20 protein-coding genes are annotated in these 20,761 nt (G+C 64.6%); 14 read left to right on the forward strand and 6 right to left on the reverse strand.

Going from position 1 to position 20,761, the window contains the following annotated elements; translation table 11 throughout:
- The first annotated feature begins 23 nt into the window (after window positions 1-23).
- The gene (locus GH660_RS07355; protein ID WP_153145990.1) at window positions 24-1,394 is read left to right on the forward strand and encodes a serine/threonine-protein kinase; all 1,371 of its coding nucleotides are present in this window, start codon (window positions 24-26) and stop codon (window positions 1,392-1,394) included.
- A 37-nt stretch (window positions 1,395-1,431) separates the two neighbouring features.
- Here the strand turns inward: GH660_RS07355 and trxC are convergent, their stop codons facing one another.
- The 3 genes from trxC to hrcA are packed head-to-tail and all read right to left on the reverse strand — an operon-like array spanning window position 1,432 to window position 4,050.
- Window positions 1,432-1,866, reverse strand: a complete 435-nt coding sequence (gene trxC, locus GH660_RS07360; protein WP_153145991.1) for a thioredoxin TrxC — start codon at window positions 1,864-1,866, stop codon at window positions 1,432-1,434.
- Window positions 1,867-1,917: 51 nt separating this feature from the next.
- On the reverse strand, window positions 1,918-3,021 hold the full coding sequence (hemH, locus tag GH660_RS07365) for a ferrochelatase (protein ID WP_153145992.1): 1,104 nt from the start codon (window positions 3,019-3,021) through the stop codon (window positions 1,918-1,920).
- A 3-nt stretch (window positions 3,022-3,024) separates the two neighbouring features.
- Window positions 3,025-4,050 (reverse strand): heat-inducible transcriptional repressor HrcA, encoded by a 1,026-nt coding sequence (gene hrcA, locus GH660_RS07370; protein ID WP_153145993.1) that lies wholly within the window; start codon window positions 4,048-4,050, stop codon window positions 3,025-3,027.
- Between the two features lie 65 nt (window positions 4,051-4,115).
- On the opposite strand from hrcA, the gene GH660_RS07375 reads away from it, so the two are divergent.
- Together GH660_RS07375 and recN are read left to right on the forward strand one after the other, a co-directional pair.
- Window positions 4,116-5,027 (forward strand): NAD kinase, encoded by a 912-nt coding sequence (locus GH660_RS07375; RefSeq protein ID WP_153145994.1) that lies wholly within the window; start codon window positions 4,116-4,118, stop codon window positions 5,025-5,027.
- Window positions 5,027-6,700 (forward strand): DNA repair protein RecN, encoded by a 1,674-nt coding sequence (gene recN, locus GH660_RS07380; RefSeq protein ID WP_153145995.1) that lies wholly within the window; start codon window positions 5,027-5,029, stop codon window positions 6,698-6,700. The genes GH660_RS07375 and recN overlap by 1 nt, the downstream gene beginning before the upstream one ends.
- Here the strand turns inward: recN and GH660_RS07385 are convergent, their stop codons facing one another.
- Window positions 6,701-7,297 (reverse strand): TMEM165/GDT1 family protein, encoded by a 597-nt coding sequence (locus GH660_RS07385; RefSeq protein WP_153145996.1) that lies wholly within the window; start codon window positions 7,295-7,297, stop codon window positions 6,701-6,703. It lies immediately after the preceding gene.
- 11 nt (window positions 7,298-7,308) lie between these two features.
- Window positions 7,309-7,749 (reverse strand): ferric iron uptake transcriptional regulator, encoded by a 441-nt coding sequence (gene fur, locus GH660_RS07390; protein ID WP_153145997.1) that lies wholly within the window; start codon window positions 7,747-7,749, stop codon window positions 7,309-7,311.
- A 94-nt stretch (window positions 7,750-7,843) separates the two neighbouring features.
- Here fur and GH660_RS07395 point away from each other — a divergent pair, with 94 nt between their 5' ends.
- From GH660_RS07395 to GH660_RS07420, 6 genes are all read left to right on the forward strand, one after another.
- The gene (locus GH660_RS07395; RefSeq protein ID WP_153145998.1) at window positions 7,844-8,326 is read left to right on the forward strand and encodes an outer membrane protein assembly factor BamE; all 483 of its coding nucleotides are present in this window, start codon (window positions 7,844-7,846) and stop codon (window positions 8,324-8,326) included.
- Between the two features lie 2 nt (window positions 8,327-8,328).
- Entirely contained in the window at window positions 8,329-9,135 is an 807-nt protein-coding gene (dapB, locus tag GH660_RS07400) for a 4-hydroxy-tetrahydrodipicolinate reductase (RefSeq protein WP_153145999.1), read from the forward strand.
- A gap of 159 nt (window positions 9,136-9,294) precedes the next feature.
- Entirely contained in the window at window positions 9,295-10,485 is a 1,191-nt protein-coding gene (carA, locus tag GH660_RS07405) for a glutamine-hydrolyzing carbamoyl-phosphate synthase small subunit (RefSeq protein ID WP_153146000.1), read from the forward strand.
- A 27-nt stretch (window positions 10,486-10,512) separates the two neighbouring features.
- Entirely contained in the window at window positions 10,513-13,719 is a 3,207-nt protein-coding gene (gene carB / locus GH660_RS07410) for a carbamoyl-phosphate synthase large subunit (protein WP_153146001.1), read from the forward strand.
- A 65-nt stretch (window positions 13,720-13,784) separates the two neighbouring features.
- Window positions 13,785-14,261 (forward strand): transcription elongation factor GreA, encoded by a 477-nt coding sequence (gene greA, locus GH660_RS07415; RefSeq protein ID WP_153146002.1) that lies wholly within the window; start codon window positions 13,785-13,787, stop codon window positions 14,259-14,261.
- Between the two features lie 6 nt (window positions 14,262-14,267).
- On the forward strand, window positions 14,268-14,729 hold the full coding sequence (locus tag GH660_RS07420) for a DUF4149 domain-containing protein (protein WP_153146003.1): 462 nt from the start codon (window positions 14,268-14,270) through the stop codon (window positions 14,727-14,729).
- On the opposite strand, the gene GH660_RS07425 is transcribed toward GH660_RS07420, so the two are convergent.
- On the reverse strand, window positions 14,730-15,092 hold the full coding sequence (locus tag GH660_RS07425) for a YhbY family RNA-binding protein (protein WP_153146004.1): 363 nt from the start codon (window positions 15,090-15,092) through the stop codon (window positions 14,730-14,732). It lies immediately after the preceding gene.
- Between the two features lie 32 nt (window positions 15,093-15,124).
- Between GH660_RS07425 and rlmE the strand changes: the two genes are divergently transcribed.
- The 5 genes from rlmE (at window position 15,125) to tpiA (ending at window position 20,758) form a co-directional block, all read left to right on the forward strand.
- The gene (gene rlmE, locus GH660_RS07430) at window positions 15,125-15,742 is read left to right on the forward strand and encodes a 23S rRNA (uridine(2552)-2'-O)-methyltransferase RlmE (RefSeq protein ID WP_153146005.1); all 618 of its coding nucleotides are present in this window, start codon (window positions 15,125-15,127) and stop codon (window positions 15,740-15,742) included.
- Window positions 15,743-15,797: 55 nt separating this feature from the next.
- A complete protein-coding gene (gene ftsH, locus GH660_RS07435; RefSeq protein WP_153146006.1) occupies window positions 15,798-17,678 on the forward strand; it encodes an ATP-dependent zinc metalloprotease FtsH in 1,881 nt (626 codons plus the stop codon).
- A gap of 54 nt (window positions 17,679-17,732) precedes the next feature.
- Window positions 17,733-18,572: a dihydropteroate synthase gene (gene folP / locus GH660_RS07440; RefSeq protein ID WP_153146007.1), complete on the forward strand. Its 840-nt coding sequence runs from the start codon at window positions 17,733-17,735 to the stop codon at window positions 18,570-18,572.
- On the forward strand, window positions 18,569-19,921 hold the full coding sequence (gene glmM, locus GH660_RS07445) for a phosphoglucosamine mutase (RefSeq protein WP_153146008.1): 1,353 nt from the start codon (window positions 18,569-18,571) through the stop codon (window positions 19,919-19,921). The genes folP and glmM overlap by 4 nt, the downstream gene beginning before the upstream one ends.
- Before the next feature lie 87 nt (window positions 19,922-20,008).
- Window positions 20,009-20,758, forward strand: a complete 750-nt coding sequence (gene tpiA, locus GH660_RS07450; RefSeq protein ID WP_153146009.1) for a triose-phosphate isomerase — start codon at window positions 20,009-20,011, stop codon at window positions 20,756-20,758.
- The last annotated feature ends 3 nt before the right edge of the window (window positions 20,759-20,761 follow it).

Genomic DNA, 20,761 nt, shown 5'->3' on the forward strand with positions numbered 1-20,761 from the left:
TTGATCGGATCAGCACGAGGCGCATGGAAACGATAGGCAAATACCGGGTGGTCAAGGAACTGGGCAAGGGGGCGACGGCTACGGTCTACCTCTGCGCGAGCCCGGATTCCGACCTTCCCGTCGCCGTCAAGGTCATCCGCTTCGGCCAGGACTGCGCGGCGATGTCGCGCCGCCTGCGCAAGCTGTTCCGGAACGAGGAAATGGTCGCCCGCCGCCTCGATCACCCGAATATCGCCAAGGTCTACGAAGGGGTGGTCGAGGAGAACTTCGCCTACCTGGCCATGGAATACATCCAGGGCTTCTCGCTCGAGGCGCATACGCGGATCGACAAGCTGCTGCCGCTGCATCGCGTGATCGGGATCATCTTCAAGTGCTGCATGGCGCTCGACAGCGCCTACCGCCAGGGCATCATCCACCGCGACATCAAGCCGGCCAACATCCTGGTCCGGGGCGACGACGAGCCCATGCTGGTCGATTTCGGCCTGGCGCTCAACCTGAACAAGAACATGGATCGCGATTCGACCTTCATTACCGGGGTGGGGTCGCCGTCCTACATGTCGCCGGAGCAGGTCAAGGGCTACCAGCTCAACCAGAAGACCGACCTCTACTCGCTCGGCGTCGTGCTCTTCCAGTTATTGACCGGCCGCCTGCCGTTCCGCGCCAAGAACCAGGCGACGCTGATCTACCGCATCATCAATACCGAGGCGCCCGACGTCACCTCGCTCAACCCGGGCCTGCCGGAAGGGCTCAACGCCATCCTGCGCCGGGCGCTGGAGAAGGATCTCTACAGCCGTTACCGCAACGGCGCCGAGTTCGCCAAGGACCTGGCGGCGGTGCGCTACCAGATCGTCGGCGACGACGACACGGTCCAGGACAACCGCCACTTCGAGATGCTGCGCAAGCTCGCCTTCTTCACCGAATTCGAGAACGTCGAGCTGTGGGAGATCCTGCGCATCTCCGTCTGGCGGCAGATCGCCCCGCGCGTGACGATCATCCGCGAGGGCGAGAGCAGCAAGGTCTTCGGCATCGTCGTCGAGGGCTACGTGGAAATTTCCATCGCCGGCCGAACGCTTTGCCGGCTCGGCGAGGGCGAGGTGGTCGGCGAGGTGGCCTACCTGCATCCGACCAGCGACGAGCGTTCGGCGAGCGTCGTGACGCTCGAGAACACGCTGTTCCTCGAGATCAACGCGCCGGCCCTGGCCCTGGCCTCGGAGGAATTGCAGGAACGCATGCGTACGGCGCTGCTCGGCAAGATGATCGACCGCATGCGGGATGTGAACCGGATCGCCGCCGCGCTCGGGACGCCCGCCGTCGAGTCGGCGCAGAGCCTGATGGCCGGCTCGACGCGCGCCGCGCCGGGAACCGGGCTCGATCTCGAACTGGCGCCGCCGTAGGTGTTTCCGCAGCGTTCCCGTCGCGACTGGCGGGGTGTTACAGGTGCGCCCGGACCCAGCGCCGCAGCGTCGCCGCATCGACGGCCCCGCTCTGGCGGGCGATTTCGCGTCCGTTCCGGAAAATGGCCAGGGTCGGAATGCTGCGGATGTTGAAGCGGGCCGCCAGTTGCTGCTGGCTTTCGGTGTCGACCTTGGCCAGGCGGACGGCGGGTTCCAGTTCGCCGGCGGCGCGGGCGAAGGTCGGCGCCATGGCCCGGCAGGGGCCGCACCACGGCGCCCAGAAATCGACGACGACGGGCAGGTCGCTGCGCCCGATGTGGCGATCGAAATTGGCGGCGGTCAGGTCGACCGGCTGTCCGGCAAAGATCGCCTGTCCGCACTGTCCGCACTTGGGGTTCTCGGCGAGCCGGCCGGCCGGTAGGCGATTGACGGCGTCGCAATGCGGGCAGACGACGTGCAGGGTGTCGTTCATGGTGTTTTCCCGGTATCAGAAAACCCTGATATTTGGTCGGTGGCGCCTATTTCAAGTCCTGGCGCCGAGCGCCCTGGCCCGCTGGGCGGTTGCGGTCGACGCCGAAATATCGGCAATTTCCGTCGTGCTCCAGCCGCCGAGATGGCGTTCGACGAGCGACGCCAGCGCCGCGATCCAGCCGGGGTCTTCGTTGAGGGCGGGAATGTAGTGGTATTCCTTGCCGCCGCTCGACAGGAAGATGGTCTTGCCTTCCATGGCGATCTCTTCCAGGGTTTCCAGACAGTCGGCGACGAAGCCGGGGCAGATGACGTCGACGCGGCGGGTGCCGGCCTTGCCGAGCGCTTCGAGGGTCGGCGCGGTGTACGGCTGCAGCCATTCAGCCTTGCCGAAGCGCGACTGGAAGCAGATTTTCACCTGCTCGGCCGGGAGATTCAGGTTTTCGGCGAGCAGGCGGCCGGTCTTCATGCACTCGCAGTGGTAGGGGTCGCCGAGATCGAGGCTGCGCCGGGGCAGGCCGTGGAAGCTGATGAGCAACTGGTCACCGGCTTCCAGCCGCCCGTGCTTCATCCAGTGGCTGCGCACAGTCTGCGCGAGCGCAGCGATGTAGGCGGGGTCGTCGTGGAAATTGCGCACGAAGCGCATCTCCGGCTGGTTGCGCCGGGCCAGTAGCCAGTGGCAGGCCGCGTCGACCACGGTGGCGGTGGTGCTCGCCGAATATTGCGGATACATCGGCAGCAGCAGGATGCGCGTCGCGCCGTCCGCCTTGAGCCTGTCCAGAACGTCGGCAATCGACGGCGCGCCGTAGCGCATGGCCCATACGACCGTCACGCGGTGCCCGCGCTCGCCCAGGTACCCGGCCAGCAGCTTGGTCTGGCGCTCGGTGTGGACCTTCAGCGGCGAGCCTTCGGGCAGCCAGACCGCGGCATATTTCTCGGCCGACTTCTTCGGGCGGGTGTTGAGGATGATGCCGTTCAGGATCGGCCACCACAGCGCGCGCGGAATCTCGACGACGCGCCGGTCGCCGAGGAACTGGCGCAGGTAGCGCTTGAGCGCCGGCGCGGTCGGCGCCTCGGGTGTGCCCAGATTGACGAGGACGACGGCGGTGCCGGGGACGCTGCCGTGCTGGTAGGGTGGTTCCGGCTGGAAACGTGGCATCGGTCAGTTCTGCGGGTTGGATAGGGCGCTGGACAGCAGCTTGGCGGTGATGTCCACGATCGGGATGACGCGCTCGTAGGCCATACGGGTCGGCCCGATGACGCCGACCGAGCCGACGATCTGGCCGTCGACGGTGTAGGGCGCGGCGATGACGCTGCATTCGTCGAGCGTGGCGATGCCCGACTCGCCGCCGATGAAGATCCGGACGCCGGCGGAGCGGTGCGAGACGTCGAGCAGGCGCATCAGGCTGGAGCGCTGCTCGAAGAGGTCGAACAGCTCGCGCAGGCGCTTCATGTTGGAGGAGAGTTCCTCGACGTCCATCAGGTTGCGCTCGCCGGAAATCACGTAGGGCGCCGGGCTGGCCGACAGCGCCTCGTCGCCGGCTTCGAGCGCCAGCGTCATCAGCGGCTTGATGTCGTCACGCAGTTGCTGGATTTCCGCCGACAACCGCTGACGGATCTGCTCGAAATCCATGCCCGCGTAATTCTGGTTGAGGTAGTTGGCGGCCGTCACCAGTTCGGCCGCCGAGTAGGCGCGCTCGGTGGTCAGGATGCGGTTCTGCACGTCACCGTCGGTGGTGACTATGATCAGCAGGATGCGCTTCTCGGTCAGATTGAGAAACTCGATCTGGCGGATGCGGCTGACCGAACGGCGCGGCGCCATGACGACGCCGGCGAAATGCGTGAGGCTGGACAGCAGTTGCGAGGCATTGGCGATGACCTGGTTGGCCGGCCGACCGTGCAGGGCGTCTTCCATCTGGTCGAGTTGTCGCGCTTCGAGCGGGCGCATGGTCAGCAGGGTGTCGACGAACAGCCGGTAGCCGCGCGGCGTCGGGACGCGCCCGGCGGAGGTGTGGGGGCTGGCGACGAAGCCGGCTTCCTCGAGGTCGGCCATGACGTTGCGGATGGTCGCCGGCGACAGGTCGAGGCCGGAGAACTTCGACAGCGCGCGCGAGCCGACCGGCTGACCGTCGGCGATGTAGTGTTCGACCAGGGCCTTGAGAAGTGTGCGGGAGCGATCATCGAGCATGGCAGGGCATTGTACAAAAAAGCGCGGGCGGCGCGCGCGGCCATTTTTATGCAAGAATTCGGCCCATGAAATCCAGCTTCGGCTCCTCTCGCTCGCCCAAGACCATCGCGCTGGTCGGCAAGTACCATAGCCTCGAAATTGCCGAATCCCTGCGCGGGCTGGCGGAGTACCTCCACGAGCGCGGCGTTTCGGTATTCATCGAACGCGAGACGGCTGAGCATGTCGGGCGCCAGGTCGATCTGGCGCGCTGGGTGACCTGCGGCTTCAACGACATCGGCGCCCATGCCGACCTCGCCATCGTCATCGGCGGCGATGGCACCATGCTCAACGCGGCGCGTCGCCTGTCGCGCTATCGCGTGCCGCTGGTCGGCGTCAACCAGGGGCGGCTCGGCTTCATGACCGACATCGCGCGCTGCGACATGCTGACCTGCATGGACGATCTGCTCGACGGGCGCTTCACCGCCGAGAACCGCATGCTGCTTGACGCCGAGGTGGTGCGCGACGGCAGGGAGATCGCCGCCAACCAGGCGCTCAACGACGTCGTCGTGGACAAGGGGGCGATCGGCCGGATGATCGAGTTCGAGCTCTTCATCGACGGCGAGTTCATCTACAACTTGCGCTCCGACGGCCTGATCGTGTCGACGCCGACCGGATCGACCGCGTATTCGCTCTCGTCGGGCGGGCCGATCCTGCACCCGACCCTGACCGGCATCGCGCTGGTCCCGCTGTGCCCGCATGCGCTGACCAACCGGCCGATCATCGTCAATGACCGCGCCGACATCGAACTGCGCGTCACCCATGCCGAAGACCCGCGCGTGCACTTCGACGGCCAGGTCACCCTCGACCTGAACCCCGGCGACAGCGTTCGCCTGCGCCGTTCGGAATACACCATCTGCTTCCTGCACCCGCCGGGCTACAGCTATTTCGCGATGCTGCGCCAGAAACTGCGCTGGAGCGAGGGACCCAAGGGCGTCTGATGCTGCGTCACCTTGCGATTCGCGATTTCGTCATCGTCGACCGGCTGGAACTCGAGTTCGCGGCGGGTTTCGGCGCGCTGACCGGGGAAACCGGCGCCGGCAAATCGATCCTCATCGACGCCCTGGCCCTGGCCCTCGGCGAGCGTGCCGATGCCGGCGTCGTGCGCGCCGGCTGCGACAAGGCGGAAGTGGCGGCGACCTTCGACATCACCGGTCTGCCGGCGGCCGGCGAGTGGCTTGCCGCCAACGATCTCGACGCCGAAGACGAATTGATCCTGCGTCGCGTGCTCGATGCCGGTGGCCGTTCGCGCGGCTACATCAACGGTTCGCCGGCGACCGCCCAGCAGTTGCGCGAAGTCGGCGAGTTCCTGGTCGACATCCATGGGCAGCATGCCCACCAGTCACTGCTGCGCGCCGATGCGCAGCGCGCGCTGCTCGACAGCCATGCCGGGCTGACCGGGGCCGTGCAGCAGGTCGCGGCTGCCTACCGGGCCTGGCGCGAGGCGACGCAGCTTCTGCAGTCGGCGGCGAGTGGCGCCGACGCGCTGGCGCGCGAGCGCGAGCAGCTCGAATGGCAGGTGCGCGAGCTCGACAGCCTGGCTTTCAGCGCCGGGGAATGGGCCGAACTGGAGGTCGAGCACCGCCGTCTCGGGCATGCCGCCAGCCTGATCGAAGGCGCGCAGTTCGCGCTCGATGCGCTGGCCGACGGCGAAGCGGCGTGCACCGGCCAGGTCGACCGCGTGGCGGCGCGGCTGGACGGGCTGGCCAGCTACGATCCCGCGTTGCAGGAGGTCGCCGGCCTGCTGCAGTCGGCGCAGGCCGAGCTGGCGGAGGCGGTATCCACCTTGCGCCGCTATGCCGATCGCGTCGATCTCGATCCGGCGCGCCTGGCGGAAGTCGAGCGGCGCATGGAAGCGGTCCTCGCCTGCGCCCGCAAGTACCGCGTGTCGCCGGTCGAGCTGCCGGCCTTGCTGGCCGATGGGCAGGCGCGCCTGGCGACGCTGAATGCTTCGACCGACCTGGCGGCACTTGCCGCCCGCGTTGATGCGGCCCACGCCGACTACCTGAAGCAGGCCCGGGTCCTGTCCGCCGGACGGCAGCGCGTTGCCGGCGAAATGGGTGCCGCGGTCAGCGCGCTGATGCAGCAGCTGGCGCTGGCTTCCGGGCGCTTCGAAGTGGCCTTGCCGCCGCTCGCCGAAGGCGCCGCCTACGGCCTGGAGCAGGTCGAATTCCGGGTCGGCGGTCTCGCCGGCCAGGAGGCTAGGCCGCTGGCCAGGGTGGCGTCGGGCGGCGAGTTGTCGCGCATCAGCCTGGCCATCCAGGTCCTGACCTCGCGGTCGGCCAGCGTGCCGACGCTGATCTTCGACGAGGTCGACGTCGGCATCGGCGGCGGCGTCGCCGAGATCGTCGGCCGTTTGCTGCGCGAACTCGGCGGCGAACGTCAGGTGTTGTGCGTGACCCACCTGCCGCAGGTCGCGGCGCGCGCCGAATGGCAATGGCAGGTCAGCAAGGAAACCCGCGACGGTGCGACCCTGAGTTCCATCCGGCCGCTCGGCGAAGAACAGCGCGTCCGCGAAATCGCCCGCATGCTGGGCGGCGTCGAGGTCACCGACATCACCCTGGCGCACGCCGGCGAGCTGCTGCGGTCGACCCCGGTAACGGGGCAAAAATGATCAGAGCAGACGGCTCGCAGCAAAGGCCGCCAGCAACAGGAAAAAGACGCCGCTGATCCGGTGGATCCACAGCAGCGGCAGCCGGTTGAGCAGCTTGCGCCCGGCGAAGACGCCGAGTGCCGAGGTGGTGGCCAGGGCGGCGGTCGCGCCGGCCCACACGGCGGACGGTTCGCCGGTGCTGCCGAGGCCGGCGACGGCGAGCTGTGTCTTGTCGCCGAACTCGGCGAGGAAGATCAGCAGGAAGGTAGTCGCGACGACGCCGTGTCCGGGGGCTTCCTCGACCTTGTCGTCCTCGTCTTCCTCCTCGTAGCGCAGGGCGCTGACGCCGAACCCGGCGAAGAGGACGGCGACCGCCAGCGTGACCAGCCATTCCGGCAGCCAGGCGGCGACGGCGGCACCGAACAGGACGGCCAGCAGGTTGAGGATGGCGAACGCCGCGACCGCGCCGATGACCACCGGCAGGCCGCGATGGCGGGCGGCCAAGGTCATGCAGACCAGTTGGCTCTTGTCGCCGAATTCGGCCAGACCGACGAGCAGGAAGGTCGTCCCGGCCGATGCCAGCCACGGCCCGGAGAGGACCGACGAGAAATCAGGCATTGCCGTTCAGATCAGGATTTGCCGGATTTTTCCCGGTTGGGGCAGGCGGATTTGGTGCAGTGGGCGTAGAGGTAGAGCGCGTGATCGTGGATGGCGAAGCCGCGTTCCTTGGCGATCAGGTTTTGCCGGCGCTCGATTTCCGGGTCGTAGAATTCCTCGACCACGCCGCAATCGACGCAGACCAGGTGGTCGTGGTGATTGCCGCGGTTGATCTCGAAGACCGCCTTGCCGGATTCGAAGAAATGGCGTTCGAGAAGCCCGGCCTGCTCGAACTGCGTGAGCACCCGGTAAACGGTGGCGAGGCCGATGTCCATGTTTTCGGCAATGAGCATCCGGTAGACGTCTTCCGCGGTCATGTGACGCACGGTGGCCTTCTCGAACAGTTCGAGTATCTTGAGGCGCGGGAAAGTCGCTTTCAGCCCCATGTTCTTGAGGCTTTGCGGGTCGCTCATTGTTTTGTGTCCGTTGGTGGTTGGGGCAGAGCCGCCGGTGATTTCGGGTATGATATACCGCTTCAAAGATGTTTGAGAAACTTCGGATTCGCGTATGTTCCGTTCCCCATTGCTTCATCTCTGCGCTGTGGTTTCGCTGCTGGCGGCGTGCAGCAGCCCGGCCAGCTACATCAATGCCTACAAGATCGACGTCCAGCAGGGCAATGTGCTGACGCAGGAAATGGTCGCCCAGCTGAAGCCGGGGCAGACCCGCGAGCAGGTCCGTTACATCCTCGGCACCCCGCTGCTGACCGATATCTTCCATCAGCAGCGTTGGGACTACGTTTATAGCTACCGGAACGGCCGGACCGGCGTCGTCGAGACGCGCCAGTTCTCGGTGTATTTCGATCAGGACAACCGCCTGGTGAAAGCGACAGGAGATGTCGATGTGGCGGATGTCGACGACCTGGCGACGCCGAAGGCCAATACGCGGCTGGTTGACTTCGGTTCCCTGCCCAAAGACGGCTCGGCGCCGCCCATGCCGCCGCCGGAAGGGCCGGGCTTCTTCAAGGGCTTGATGAATTCTCTGGGGTTGTGAACATGGCTGGAACAAGGATAGGCGTCGTCGGGGCAGGGGGGCGCATGGGGCGCATGTTGCTAGAGGCTGCGCTCAAGGATGATGGTGTGATGCTGGCCGGTGCCTTCGACGTGCCCGGCAGTCCGGCGATCGGCCAGACGGCTGGACAGCTGACCGGTCTGCCGAGCGATGTCGTGGTCAGCGACGATCTGGTCGCCGGGCTGGCGCAGATCGACTGCCTGATCGATTTCACGCGGCCGCAAGGTACACTAGAGCACATCGCGCTCTGCCGCAAGGCCGGCGTGGCGATGGTGATCGGCACGACCGGCTTCGAGGCCGACGGCAAGGCGTCAATCGCCGAGGCATCGCGCGACATCCCGGTCGTCTTCGCGCCGAACATGGCGGTCGGCGTCAATCTGGTGTTCAAGCTGCTCGATACCGCGGCGCGGATACTGAATCAGGGCTACGACATCGAGATCGTCGAGGCCCACCATCGCATGAAGGTTGACGCGCCGTCCGGGACGGCATTGCGCATGGGAGAGGTCGTTGCCGGTGCCCTCGGCCGGGACCTGAAGGAATGCGCGGTCTATGGCCGCGAAGGCGTCACCGGCGAACGCGACCCGTCGACCATCGGATTCGCCACGGTGCGTGGCGGCGATGTCGTCGGCGACCATACCGTGATGTTCTGCGGGATCGGCGAGCGTGTGGAAATCACCCACAAGGCCGGCAGCCGCATGCCGTATGCGCTGGGCAGCATGCGCGCCGCCCGCTTCCTGGCCGGGCGCAAGAGCGGCCTGTTCGACATGCAGGATGTCCTGGGGCTGCGCTGAGCGTCGCCCGGGTGTCCTGGCGGGCCCGTTCCGGGCTTGAATCGCTCCCGTTGCGACCGGGGCGAGGGGTTCCGCCGTTTGCCTGAACAACCCCTTTTCGGCTAGAATAACAAGGTTAAAAAGCACAAGCGGGGAGGCGCAAGCCTTCCCGCTTGGCACATGAATAAGCAGAAAATTCTAGGAGAGCCGGTCGTGTCGTTGCTGCCCTCATTTACTCCCGCCATTCTCGCCCTCGCCGACGGGACGGTTTTCAAGGGGCAATCCATCGGCGCAGACGGCGTGACCAGCGGCGAGGTGGTATTCAACACCGCGATGTCCGGCTATCAGGAAATCCTGACCGATCCCTCCTACTGCCGCCAGATCGTCACGCTGACCTATCCCCACATTGGCAATACCGGGTGCAATGCGGAGGATTTCGAATCCGACGCCAACTACGCCGCCGGCCTGGTCATTCGCGACCTGCCGCAGGTCGCTTCCAGCTGGCGCAGCGAGGGCGACCTGTCGTCCTACCTGAAGAAGCATGGCATCGTCGCCATCGCCGGTATCGATACGCGCAAGCTGACCCGGATCCTGCGCGAAAAGGGCGCCCAGGCCGGGTGCATCCTGGCCGGCGAGGTCGATGAGGCGAAGGCGCTGGCGCTGGCCAGGTCTTTCCCCGGACTGGCAGGCATGGATCTGGCCAAGGTGGTTTCGGCCAAGGCAGGCTATGCCTGGACCGAGGCCGAGTGGACGCTGAAGGGCTACAGGCAGCGCAGCGAAGAACGTTTCCATGTTGTCGCCTACGACTTCGGTGTCAAGCGCAACATCCTGCGCATGTTGGCCGAGCGCGGCTGCCGCCTGACCGTGGTGCCGGCCCAGACGCCGGCCGCCGACGCGCTGGCGATGAATCCGGACGGCATCTTCCTGTCGAACGGCCCTGGCGACCCGGAGCCGTGCGATTACGCCATCGCGGCGATTCGCGAATTCCTGGCGAGCGGCAAGCCGGTCTTCGGCATCTGTCTCGGTCATCAGCTGCTGGCCCTGGCTTCGGGGGCGCGGACGGTCAAGATGAAGTTCGGTCACCATGGTGCCAATCATCCGGTCAAGGACTTGGATAGCGGCCAGGTGTTGATCACCAGCCAGAACCACGGCTTCGCTGCCGATGCCGACTCGCTGCCGGCCAATGTCCGGGTAACGCACGTTTCGCTGTTCGATGGTTCGCTGCAGGGGATCGCCCGCACCGACGTGCCGGCCTTCTCCTTCCAGGGGCACCCGGAAGCGAGCCCGGGGCCGCACGACGTTGCCTACCTGTTCGACCGCTTCATCGACACCATGACGCGCGGCGTGGCTGCGCTCAACAACGCGCAATAAGCAGCGGCACTCAGAGAGATACACAAGATGCCGAAACGTACAGACATTCAAAGCATCCTCATCATCGGCGCCGGCCCGATCATCATCGGCCAGGCCTGTGAATTCGACTACTCCGGCGCCCAGGCCTGCAAGGCCCTGCGCGAAGAGGGTTACAACGTCATCCTGGTTAACTCCAACCCGGCGACCATCATGACCGACCCGGAAATGGCGGATGTGACTTACATCGAGCCGATCACTTGGCAGGTCGTCGCCAAGATCATCGAGAAGGAGCGCCCGGACGCGCTGCTGCCGACCATGGGCGGTCAGACCGCGCTGAACTGCGCGCTTGACCTCGATCGCGAGGGCGTGCTGGCCAAGTTCGGCGTCGAGCTGATCGGGGCCTCCAAGGAGGCCATCGACAAGGCCGAGGATCGCCAGAAGTTCAAGGACGCGATGACCAAGATCGGTCTCGGTTCGGCCCGCTCGGCCACCGCGCACAGCATGGAAGAGGCATACCAGGTGCAGGCCGCCATCGGCTTCCCGACCATCATCCGTCCGTCCTTCACGCTGGGCGGCACGGGCGGCGGCATTGCCTACAACATGGAAGAGTTCGAGACCATCTGCAAGCGCGGTCTTGAAGCCTCGCCGACCAACGAGCTGCTGATCGAGGAATCGCTGCTCGGCTGGAAGGAATACGAGATGGAAGTGGTCCGCGACAAGGCGGACAACTGCATCATCGTCTGCTCCATCGAAAACCTCGATCCGATGGGCGTGCACACCGGCGACTCGATCACCGTCGCGCCGGCCCAGACGCTGACCGACAAGGAATACCAGCTGCTGCGCAACGCGTCGATCGCCGTGCTGCGCGAGATCGGCGTCGATACCGGCGGCTCCAATGTGCAGTTCTCGATCAACCCCAAGGATGGTCGCTGCATCGTCATCGAAATGAACCCGCGCGTCTCGCGTTCGTCGGCGCTGGCTTCCAAGGCCACCGGCTTCCCGATCGCCAAGATCGCCGCCAAGCTGGCGGTCGGCTACACGCTCGACGAACTGGCCAACGACATTACCGGCGGCAAGACCCCGGCCTCGTTCGAGCCGTCGATCGACTACGTAGTCACCAAGGTGCCACGTTTCGCTTTCGAGAAATTCCCGCAGGCCGACTCGACGCTGACCACGCAGATGAAGTCGGTCGGCGAAGTCATGGCCATGGGCCGCACCTTCCAGGAGTCGTTGCAGAAGGCCCTGCGCGGGCTGGAAGTCGGTGTCGATGGCTTCAACCTGAAGTCGGTCGATCCGGAAACCATCGACGAGCAACTGGCCCGTCCGTCGCCGGACCGCCTGTGGTACGTGGCGGACGCTTTCGGCGTCGGCATGAGTGTCGAGAAGGTGTTCGAGCTGACCAAGATCGACCCGTGGTTCCTGGTCCAGATCAAGGAGATCGTCGATCTCGAGCTGGCGGTTGAAAAACGCGAATTTTCATCGTTGACCGCAGAAGAGCTGCGCTTCCTGAAGAAGAAGGGCTTTGCCGACCGCCGCTTGGCCTATCTGCTGAAGACGACCGAGTCCGAGTTCCGCAAGCGTCGCCATGCGCTGGGCGTACGCCCGGTCTACAAGCGCGTCGATACCTGCGCCGCCGAATTCTCGACCAACACCGCCTACATGTACTCGACCTACGAGGACGAGTGCGAGGCCAATCCGACCGACAAGAAGAAGATCATGGTGCTGGGCGGCGGTCCGAACCGGATCGGTCAGGGGATCGAGTTCGACTACTGCTGCGTGCATGCCGCGATGGCGATGCGCGAAGACGGTTATGAAACGATCATGGTCAACTGCAACCCGGAAACCGTTTCTACCGACTACGACACTTCCGACCGTCTCTACTTCGAGCCGCTGACACTGGAAGATGTGCTGGAAATCTGCGCGATTGAAAAACCGGAAGGCGTGATTGTCCAGTATGGCGGCCAGACCCCGCTGAAGCTGGCGCTGGCGCTGGAAGCCAACGGCGTGCCGATCATCGGCACGACGCCGGAATCGATCGACATTGCCGAAGACCGCGAGCGCTTCCAGAAGCTCCTGCACGACCTCGGTTTGAAGCAGCCGCCCAACCGCACCGCGCGCACCGAGGAAGATGCCCTGCGTCTGGCGCAGGAAATCGGCTATCCGCTGGTCGTCCGCCCGTCCTACGTGCTGGGTGGCCGTGCCATGGAAATCGTCCATGAGCAGAAGGATCTTGAGCGCTACATGCGCGAAGCGGTCAAGGTATCCAACGATTCGCCGGTGCTGCTCGACCGCTTCCTGAACGACGCCGTCGAATGCGACGTCGATGCTTTGTCCGATGGCGAAGAAGTGATCATTGGCGGCGTCATGGAACACATCGAACAGGCCGGCGTGCACTCCGGCGACTCGGCCTGCTCGCTGCCGCCGTACTCGCTGTCCGCCGCGATCCAGGACGAGCTGCGTCGCCAGACCAAGTTGATGGCCAAGGCGCTCAATGTCTGCGGTCTGATGAACGTCCAGTTCGCGATCAAGGAAAACGATGTCTACGTGCTGGAAGTGAACCCGCGTGCCTCGCGTACCGTGCCCTACGTTTCCAAGGCCACCGGCCTGCAATTGGCGAAGATCGCGGCCCGCTGCATGTCCGGCAAGAGCCTGAAGGCCCAGGGCATCACCGGCGAGGTCGTGCCGCCGTACTTCTCGGTCAAGGAAGCCGTTTTTCCCTTCGTCAAGTTCCCCGGGGTCGATACCATTCTCGGCCCGGAAATGAAGTCGACCGGAGAGGTCATGGGCGTCGGCGTCACCTTCGCCGAAGCCTTCGTCAAGTCGCAGCTGGCGGCCGGCGTCAGGCTGCCGCGCTCCGGCAAGGTCTTCCTGTCGGTCAAGGACAGCGACAAGGCCAAGGCCATCGAGATCGCCCGTCACCTGCACGAGGCTGGTTTCCACCTGGTTGCCACGCGCGGCACCGCGCATGCCATCTCGGCGGCCGGCCTGCCGGTGCAGCCGGTAAACAAGGTGACTGAAGGCCGCCCGCATATTGTCGACATGCTCAAGAACAACGAGATTGCGCTGATCATCAACACGGTGGAAGAAAAGCGCGGCGCGATCAACGATTCGCGCTCGATCCGCACGACCGGCCTGCAGGCCCGGGTGACGATGTATACGACGATCTGGGGCGCCGAGGCTGCCGCGGAAGGCATCCGCAATCTCGGGGAACTGGTGGTGTATCCGATTCAGGCGCTGCACGAGCAGCTTCACTAAGACCAATCCAAGCCGCCGGGTCGCTCCGCAAGGGCGCCGGCGGTTTGCTTTTGCTGGAATAGAAAATGAGTAAAGTTCCGCTGACCGTGGCCGGTGCCGAAAAATTGCGCGCAGAACTGCAGCGCCTGAAGACGATCGAGCGACCGAACGTCATCGCGGCGATCGCCGAGGCGCGTTCGCACGGCGACCTTTCGGAAAATGCCGAATACGATGCCGCCAAGGAGCGTCAGGCCTTCGTCGAAGGGCGCATCCAGGAGGTCGAGGGCAAGTTGTCGAACGCCCAGATCATCGACCCCAAGCTGCTCGATGCCGATGGTCGTTGTGTCTTCGGTGCCACGGTGGAGATCGAGGACCAGGATTCCGGCGATGCCGTGATCTACCAGATCGTCGGCGAGGATGAGGCCGACATCAGGAACGGCAAGCTGTCCGTCGCTTCGCCTATGGCGCGGGCGCTGATCGGCAAGTATGCTGGCGATATCGCCCAGGTCCAGGCGCCGGGCGGCCTTCGGGAATACGAAATCATCGACGTGCGTTACGAGTAGGCAGCGTTGCGCAAGCTTTCCGAGGCCCTGTACCTGGCGGTCGTCACCCTTTGGGTGGGCGGGATGTGGGCGATCGGCTACATCGTGGCGCCCGTGCTGTTCGCCAGCTTGGGCGATCGCCAGTTGGCGGGCCTGGTCGCCGGCAGGCTGTTCGCGCTGCTCGGCTGGATAGGCCTCGGCAGCGCCGTCTACCTGCTGGCCTTTCTGGTCTTGCGCAACGGCAGCCAGGTATTCGGGCGTGCCGTCTTCTGGCTGGTGATGGTCATGGCGGCGCTGACGGCGGCCAGCCAGTTCGGCATCCAGCCGCTGATGGCGCAACTGAAGGCCGATGCCTTGCCGCGGGAGGTGATGGAGAGCGTGCTGCGCGACCGCTTTGCCGCGTGGCACGGCATTTCGAGCATCCTCTACCTGGTGCAGAGTCTGCTCGGGCTGTGGCTGGTCGTCTGGAGCAGCCGGGGGCTGAAGTGATCAGCCCTGGAAGCTGCGCTTGGTCTTGCGCGGTGCGCTGGCCGGGCGCCCGGTTTTTGGGCTTTTCAGGGCGTTGACCGCAGCAGCCTTGGCTGGCGCGGGACGATAGACCACCAGCAGCTTGCCGATGTGCTGAACGGCCGCGGCGCCAAGCGTGGCGCAGATCTGTTCGAGGTAGGCGAGGCGGTTTTCCCGGCTATCGCCATAGACGCGAATCTTGATCAGTTCGTGCGCCGACAGATTCACCTCGATCTCCTTGAGGACCGCCTCGGTGAGTCCGTTCTCGGCGATCGAGACGACGGGGTTGAGGTTGTGGGCACGGGCACGCAGTTCGCGGCGCTCGACAGACGATAATTGCAGCATCGGTAAACCTTTCAAAAACGGCATTTTAGCGAATGAAAAGAACCAGAACCAGCAAGGCGTGGATGCGGGAGCATCTCAATGACCCGTATGTGCAGCTCGCCCGTAAGGAGGGCTGGCGTTCGCGGGCCGCTTTCAAGCTGATGGAGATGGACGAAAAGGACCGGCTGCTCAAGCGCGGCGAGGTGGTGGTCGACCTCGGGGCGACGCCGGGCGGCTGGTCGCAGGTGGCGGTCAAGCGGGTCGGCGACGGCGGCTTGGTGCTGGCGCTCGATCTGCTGGAGATGGAGCCGATTCATGGCGTCGAGTTCATCCAGGGTGATTTTCGCGAGGACGATGTGCTGCGGACGCTCGAAGAAAAACTGGGCGGGCGTCAGGTCGGCCTTGTAATGTCCGACATGGCCCCCAATATGTCCGGTGTACCGCTCGTCGATCAGGCGCGGGTCATGTACCTCGCGGAACTGGGCCTCGAGTTTTCCAAAGCCCATCTGAAACCGGATGGTGCTTTTCTGGTCAAAGTTTTTCAGGGAACGGATTACGAAAGCTTTCTTCGTTCCATGCGCGAAGCGTTCAGGACGGTTGCCGTGCGCAAGCCCGATGCATCGCGCGATCGGAGTGCCGAGCTTTATTTGCTCGGGCGTGTATTGCGTTGAAAGTTATGTATAAAATGGCGTTTTTATCGCTCGACGCTGTAGAAGGAGAGCAAGCTTGAACAACATGTTCAAAAACCTCGCAATCTGGCTGGTCATCGGACTCGTGCTGATGACCGTGTTCAATCAGTTCAACACCCGCCAGGTGGCGCAGGGTTCGATGGAATATTCGCAGTTCCTCGAAGAGGTCAAGCAGGGCCACATCAACAAGGTCGTCATCGAGGGTCGCACGCTGAAGGCGACGACCACCGACGGCAAGCGCATTACTTCCTACGCGCCGCCCGACCTGTGGCTGGTTTCCGACCTGCTGAAGAACGGCGTCAAGATCGAGGCCAAGCCGGAAGAGGAGCCCTCCTTCCTGATGAACATCTTCGTCAGTTGGTTCCCGATGCTGCTGCTGATCGGCGTCTGGGTCTTCTTCATGCGCCAGATGCAGGGCGGCGGCAAGGGCGGCGCCTTCTCCTTCGGCAAGTCGCGCGCCCGGATGACCGATGAGGCGCAGAACACGATCACCTTCGTCGACGTCGCCGGTTGCGACGAGGCCAAGGAAGAGGTGCAGGAACTGGTCGACTTCCTGCGTGACCCGTCCAAGTTCCAGAAACTCGGCGGCCGCATTCCCAAGGGCGTGCTGATGGTCGGTAACCCGGGCACCGGCAAGACCCTGCTCGCCAAGGCCATCGCCGGCGAAGCCAAGGTGCCGTTCTTCAGCATTTCCGGTTCGGATTTCGTCGAGATGTTCGTCGGCGTCGGTGCCGCCCGCGTCCGCGACATGTTCGAGAACGCCAAGAAGCACGCGCCGTGCATCATCTTCATCGACGAAATCGACGCGGTCGGCCGCCATCGCGGTGCCGGCCTCGGCGGTGGCAACGACGAGCGCGAGCAGACGCTGAACCAGCTGCTGGTCGAGATGGACGGCTTCGAGGGTCATGCCGGCATCATCGTCATTGCCGCGACCAACCGTCCCGACATTCTCGACCCGGCGCTGCTGCGTCCGGGCCGTTTCGACCGCCAGGTCGTCGTGCCGTTGCCGGACATCCGCGGCCGCGAGGAAATCCTCAAGGTGCATATGCGCAAGATCCCGATGTCGGGCGACGTCAAGGCCGACATCATCGCCCGCGGCACGCCGGGATTCTCCGGTGCCGACCTGGCCAATCTGGTGAACGAGGCCGCCCTGTTCGCGGCGCGCGGCAACAAGCGCCTGGTGGACATGGAGGATTTCGAGAAGGCCAAGGACAAGATCATGATGGGCGCCGAGCGCCGCAGCATGGTCATGTCCGAGGAAGAGAAGCGCAATACCGCCTACCATGAATCCGGGCATGCCGTGGTCGCCAAGCTGGTCCCGAAATCAGACCCGGTGCACAAGGTGACGATCATCCCGCGCGGCCGTGCCTTGGGCCTCACCATGCAGTTGCCCGAGCAGGATCGTTACGCCTACGACCGCACCTATCTGATGAGCCGCATCGCGGTGCTGTTTGGCGGCCGGATCGCGGAAGAGCTGTTCATGAACCAGATGACCACCGGTGCTTCCAACGATTTCGAGCGGGCCACCTCGATGGCGCGCGACATGGTGACGCGCTACGGCATGTCCGATCTCGGCGTGATGGTCTATGGCGAGAACGAGGGCGAGGTCTTCCTCGGCCGTTCGGTGACGCAGCACAAGAACGTGTCCGAGGCGACGATGCAGAAGGTGGATGCCGAAATCGGGCGCATCATCGACCAGCAATATGCGCTTGCGCGCAAGCTGCTGGAAGAAAACCGTGACAAGGTGGAGGCGATGACCCAGGCATTGCTCGAATGGGAAACCATCGACGCCGAGCAGATCGATGACATCATGGCCGGCCGGCCGCCGCGTCCGCCGAAGCCGACGCAGAGCACGCCGCGTGCCTCGACCCCGAGCGACTCGCCGGGCGCCGAGCCGAGCGCGCCGGCAACCGCCTGACCAAGGTCTTTCATTGCAAGCCGGGAGTTCTCTCCCGGCTTTTCCTTTTTTGCCATGAGCATTCTTCATTGCGGCCGCTACAGGCTGCCACTCGATCGCCCGCTTGTCATGGGCATCGTCAATCTCACGCCGGATTCATTGTCGGGCGACGGAACGGGATCGGATGTCGGTCGCGCCATCGAACATGCCCGTCACCAGCTCGATGCCGGCGCCGACATTCTCGATATCGGTGCCGAATCGTCACGCCCCGGGGCGATTCCGACGCCGGAGGCTGAAGAATTGCGTCGGCTGATCCCGGTGCTCCGCGAAATTGCCGCCTGGAATGTGCCGGTTTCCGTCGATACCTACAAACCGGCTGTCATGCGTGCCGCGCTCGATGCGGGGGCGGCCATGATCAACGATATCACCGCGCTTGGCCATCCTGGCGCCCTCGAAGCGGTTGCTGCAGGTGATTGTGCTGTCTGCCTGATGCACATGTCCGGCGAGCCGGGAACGATGCAGCAGGCGCCGCACTACGACGACGTGGTGGGCGAGGTGCGGGAATTTCTCGCCACGCGAGTGGCGCGCTGCCAAGCCGCGGGGATCGCCGATGATCGCCTGGTGCTCGACCCGGGGTTCGGCTTCGGCAAAACGCTGGCGCACAATTTGGCCCTGTTTCGGGCGTTGACCGCAACCGGCAGCCACCAGCTGCCGTTGCTCGTCGGCGTCTCGCGGAAATCCATGCTGGGAGCCATTACCGGCCGGCCGGTCGAGCAGCGTCTGGCGGCCAGCGTTTCCGCCGCGCTGCTGGCGGTGCAGAAAGGTGCGAAAATATTGCGCGTGCATGACGTCGCGGAAACAAGGGATGCGCTGGCGGTGCTGGCGGCCATGGAACAGGGAGTGGAACAGCAATGAGCAGAAAATATTTCGGCACTGACGGTGTGCGGGGTCGGGTCGGTCAGGCGCCGATAACCCCCGATTTCGTGATGCGCCTCGGCTATGCGGCGGGCAAGGCGCTGCTGGGGCAGACCGCCATGCCGGACGGCGAGCGGCCATCGGTTCTGATCGGCAAGGACACGCGGCTTTCCGGGTACATGCTCGAATCCGCGCTGGAGGCGGGTTTTTCGGCAGCCGGGGTCGACGTCTGCCTGGTAGGGCCGATGCCGACGCCGGCGGTGGCCTATCTGACGAGGGCGCTGCGTCTGCAGGCCGGGATCGTCATCTCAGCCTCGCACAATCCCTATTACGATAATGGAATTAAGTTCTTCTCGGCCCAGGGCACCAAGTTGCCCGACGAGGTCGAGCTTGCCATCGAGCAGGGAATCGACCAGCCGATGGGTTGCGTGCCGGCTGCCGAACTCGGGCGCGCCAGGCGGATCGACGATGCGCGCGGCCGCTATATCGAATTCTGCAAGAGCACCTTTCCCAACGATCTCGATCTGCGCGGCCTCAAGATCGTGGTCGATTGTGCGCATGGGGCAGCCTATCACACGGCGCCGAACGTCTTCCACGAGCTTGGCGCGGAAGTCGTGACGATCGGCTCGCAGCCCAATGGCCTGAACATCAACGACGGGTTCGGGGCGACGGCCCCCAAGGCCTTGTGCGACGCGGTCTTGGCGCACCGGGCCGACCTCGGCATCGCCCTCGACGGTGACGCCGACCGCCTCCAGATGGTCGATGCCGGCGGCAGGCTCTACGACGGTGACCAGTTGCTCTATGCGATCGTGCGCAGTCGGGCGCGCCATGGGCAGGTGAAGGGCGTCGTCGGCACCTTGATGACCAATCTGGCCCTGGAGCATGCCCTGGGCAAGATGGATATTCCCTTCGCGCGCGCGGCGGTTGGCGACCGCTACGTGGTCGAAATGCTGCATGAAAAAGGCTGGCTGTTCGGCGGCGAGAACTCGGGGCATATCCTTGCCCTCGATCGTCATACGACAGGCGACGGCATCGTTGCGGCGCTGCAGGTGCTTGCGGCGCTCAGGGAGGCGGGTGGCGACCTCGCCGGCCTGCTTGGCGACTTGCGCCTCTACCCGCAGAAGCTGATCAATGTTCCTCTGGCGCGGGGTTTTCCATGGCGGGACGATGTCTCGATTCAGCGCGGACTCGGCGACGTCGAGGCGCGTATCGCCGGGCGTGGACGGGTATTGCTCCGCGCCTCCGGCACCGAGCCGCTGTTGCGGGTGATGGTGGAGGGGGAAGACCCGAAGGAGGTCCTGGCGGCGGCTGAGGAACTGGCTGCAGTGGTGCGCGAGGCGGCGCAGTGAAGTGGTATTAATCCCTTTGATTCTTGACCGCAAAACCTGCCGGCCGCTATAATCCTCGGGTTTTTTGCCAACGGAATGGCCTGTCACATGCGCAAGAAGCTCGTTGCTGGAAACTGGAAAATGCACGGCAGCCTCCAGGCCAATGCAGCTTTGCTCGAACGCCTGAAGGCGGGAATGCCGGGGCTTCAGTGCGAAGTGGCGGTGTGTGCGCCGTTTCCCTATCTGGCACAGCTTCAGGCGCTGCTGGCGAGTACGCAGGTGCGCTGGGGGGCGCAGTCGGTAAGTGAACATGTGTCCGGTGCCTATACCGGAGAGGTGTCGGCTGCGATGCTCTGCGAGTTCGGTTGTCGCTACGTACTGGTCGGGCATTCGGAGCGGCGCAGTCTGTTTGGTGAAAGCGATGCGGTCGTCGCGGCCAAGTTCGTGGCTGCCCGCGAGGTTGGCCTGGTGCCGATCCTCTGCCTGGGAGAAACCCTGGCGGAGCGAGAGGCGGGAGCAACGGCTGCGGTTGTTTCGCGGCAGTTGGACGCAGTGATCGATCGTGCCGGCGTTGCTGCTCTGGCTTCGGCGGTTGTCGCATACGAACCGGTCTGGGCGATAGGAACAGGTGTGACGGCGTCACCTGCCCAGGCGCAGGAGGTGCATGCGGCAATCCGGAAGCGGGTGGCTGATCTGGATGCGGGGTTGGCGGAAGGGCTGCGAATTTTGTACGGTGGTAGCGTAAAGCCGCAGAATGCGGCGGAATTGTTTGCGCAGGACGATATCGATGGCGGTTTGATCGGTGGGGCTGCGCTGGTTGCGGATGATTTTCTTGCGATTTGCCAGGCGGCAGGTTGATAG

This window comes from Dechloromonas sp. H13, assembly GCF_009469615.1.
GTDB lineage: Bacteria > Pseudomonadota > Gammaproteobacteria > Burkholderiales > Rhodocyclaceae > Azonexus.